This window comes from Mesorhizobium sp. M0195, from assembly GCF_040322115.1.
Classification (GTDB): Bacteria; Pseudomonadota; Alphaproteobacteria; order Rhizobiales; family Rhizobiaceae; genus Mesorhizobium.
This window is the reverse complement of sequence record NZ_JAMYSV010000066.1, coordinates 1-2,486: the sequence shown is the minus strand read 5'-3', so window position 1 is coordinate 2,486 and position 2,486 is coordinate 1. Positions and strand designations below refer to the sequence as shown.

At 57.9% G+C, this 2,486-nt stretch carries 2 protein-coding genes and 2 pseudogenes; 3 read left to right on the top strand and 1 reads right to left on the bottom strand.

What is annotated here, in order from left to right; translation table 11 throughout:
- Positions 1–398: ATP-binding protein (locus NKJ12_RS31975; RefSeq protein WP_352707694.1), on the top strand; the 398-nt coding region annotated here is incomplete at its 5' end.
- Positions 399–879: 481 nt separating this feature from the next.
- On the opposite strand, the pseudogene NKJ12_RS31970 reads toward NKJ12_RS31975, so the two are convergent.
- A pseudogene (locus NKJ12_RS31970) lies at positions 880–1,138 on the bottom strand (transposase); the annotation flags it as partial.
- 67 nt (positions 1,139–1,205) lie between these two features.
- Here NKJ12_RS31970 and NKJ12_RS31965 point away from each other — a divergent pair.
- Positions 1,206–1,881: pseudogene (locus NKJ12_RS31965) on the top strand (transposase); the annotation flags it as partial.
- A 306-nt stretch (positions 1,882–2,187) separates the two neighbouring features.
- The coding region (locus NKJ12_RS31960; protein ID WP_352707692.1) for an aminotransferase class III-fold pyridoxal phosphate-dependent enzyme at positions 2,188–2,486 on the top strand (299 nt) is incomplete at its 3' end.

The following is a 2,486-nucleotide window of genomic DNA, read 5'->3' as shown; positions in this document are numbered from 1 at the left end:
TCGTCACGGCGGCCACGCTCGTGGCGATGCTGGCCAAGGCCCATGACGACGGTTCACTCGAAAAGCAGCTGACGACCCTGTCGCGGCCGAAACTGTTGATCATCGACGAGCTCGGCTATCTCCCGTTCGAAGCCAATGCCGCGCATCTGTTCTTCCAGTTGGTGTCGCGGCGTTATGAGCGAGGATCGATCCTGATCACCTCCAACCGCTCGGTGGGCGAATGGGGCAGCGTGTTTGGCGATCCCGTGGTGGCAACCGCGATCCTTGATCGCCTGCTTCACCACTCGACAGTGATCACCATCCGCGGTGACAGCTACCGGCTTCGCGAAAAGCGTCATTCCGGCCTATCGCAGAAGGCCGGAACGACGCTCGACACCAACGAAACCGCAAAACAATGAGGGGGTCAGTTCTTCGTTTCGCCCAGGGGGTCAAATCCTCAATTCGCTTGATAACATGCCCGGTTGCGCCCAGAGCGCGGATCCGTAGGTGTCGCGTCGCCCACCGGCTCCCGACTTTTGAGGAGGGAGGCCGATGAGACGTGTGATTGGAATGGACATCCACCGCACCTTTGCGGAGGTGGTGGTAGCACTCTCATCCTCTCGCACCACTCTTTGCCACGTGGTCTCCGTGCCGAACAAATATAGCATAAGGAATGTGCAGGCACGACCGCGGCCTCGGTCCGCTCAAACTGGCGCCGTGCTCGACGCCGTCAAGGCGTGGCCTGGAAACCTCGCAGCCGGCCCGTGCCGCCATCGCACCGGCCAGCCTTGACTGCGTCTTGACACGCTCGCACCGGAAATCCTGTTGGCCAGGACGAAGAAACACGGTCACCTGAGCCGACAAAGAAACGCAACAGGAATCGAAAAAGCCGAAATCAGGCTTGTCGATGTCATCCGTCGAGTGCTGCTTGGCACGATGCTCCTTCGGGAAGGTCATATAGGCGAGCACATCGGGCGCGGCGTCGCCCATGATTGTCGCCAGCTTCGGCACCTTCGGCCGGATCTGGTCGGCGACGGCGCGCCATTGCAGGCTCGCTGCTTGCGGCGTTCCCTGCGCGAGCGGTGGCGATGAAGGCCAAGACGACGCGGCGCGCGCACTTTCCAGCATGTGCCAACACATTCCTCATGAAGTGGACGCGGGGGCTGTTGAAGAAGACCTCTGCTACTGATCAATTGAGCAATCGTTGATTCGCCGGAGGATTCGGGATGCTCGGCCGGAAAGAGCGGCATCAGCTCGAACTGTTCATGACCGGGTCGCTACGACATCTTGTTCCCGATACCATGTTCTAGCCAAGGTCGACCGCGTGCTTGATCTGTCAGGGCTAAACGGCGAGGTCTCGGATCTCTATTGCAATGACAATGGTCGCCCGGGCATCGATCCCGAGGTCGCAGACCGCCGGATGCTCGCCAGGCCTGCATCGAGGCAAAGATCGCCAAGGGCGAGGTGGTTCACGTCGATGCTTCATGGATCCGGGCTGACGTGAGTTGGGACAGCCTGGCGGTGCGCCATGTCGAGGCTGTGAGGTCGGTGAACGAGGATGCTGAGGCCGCTCTCAAAAGGAGCCGCAAGACCGGGAAGTTCAAGAAGGTCTGCGTCACCGACCAGACGCCAGCATGGCAACCAATGGCAGCAATCGCCGGCTGGAGCCTGCCTACAAGTAACATGCCGTCGTTGATGATCTGCGCGGCGTGGGATGTCGCCGTGACCACGGGCGAGATCAACGAAGGGCAGATGATCGTCGAGCGGATTGATGCCACGATGAAGGCGCCGGGGCTGTCCATCAGCACCGTTACTGCCGATGCCGGCTATGTCTATGCAAAGGTTTACAGACAGGCGAGTCAACTACCAGATCCCGTAGTATCGGCGCCTGCACGAAAAATTTAGAACCGGGTTCGTTCCACGCATTGACCGGAAGGCAATTGCATGCAGAGCAACGTGACGGTGGAGGATGCCAAGTGGGTCTGTGCAGCAGTTGAGCTGCCGCGCAAGTCCGGTCTCCATTTTTGTCGCGTAACTTTTGAGGAGCGTGTCAGCAATACGAACATGGATTGTCGGAAGTCACCGACCACCGAAATTTCGTCCGGACTGTTTCGATCGTCTAGATGAAAATGAAGAAAACCACGACCAACCAAATGCATTTAACCACTATCTCGCTAAAGGCGATGCTAGATTTACGGGGCATCTAAGATGAATACCGACGTTTTTGCAGCTCATGAGTCAAACGTTCGTCGCTACGGGCGGTCGTTTCCCGCAGTCTTTACGAAGGCCCTTGGAGCGACAATCTGGGACGAGGCCGGTAAGCCATATATCGATTTCCTCGTAGGGTCCGGCGCACTCAACTACGGACACAACAACCCGAATATTATTGCACCAGCAATCGAATACCTGGTTGGCGAGAACATTCTTCTATCGCTCGACATGTATACGGTGGCAAAGCGTGAATTCATTGAAGTGTTTGTGGATTCGCTTCTGAAGCCTAGAGGCCT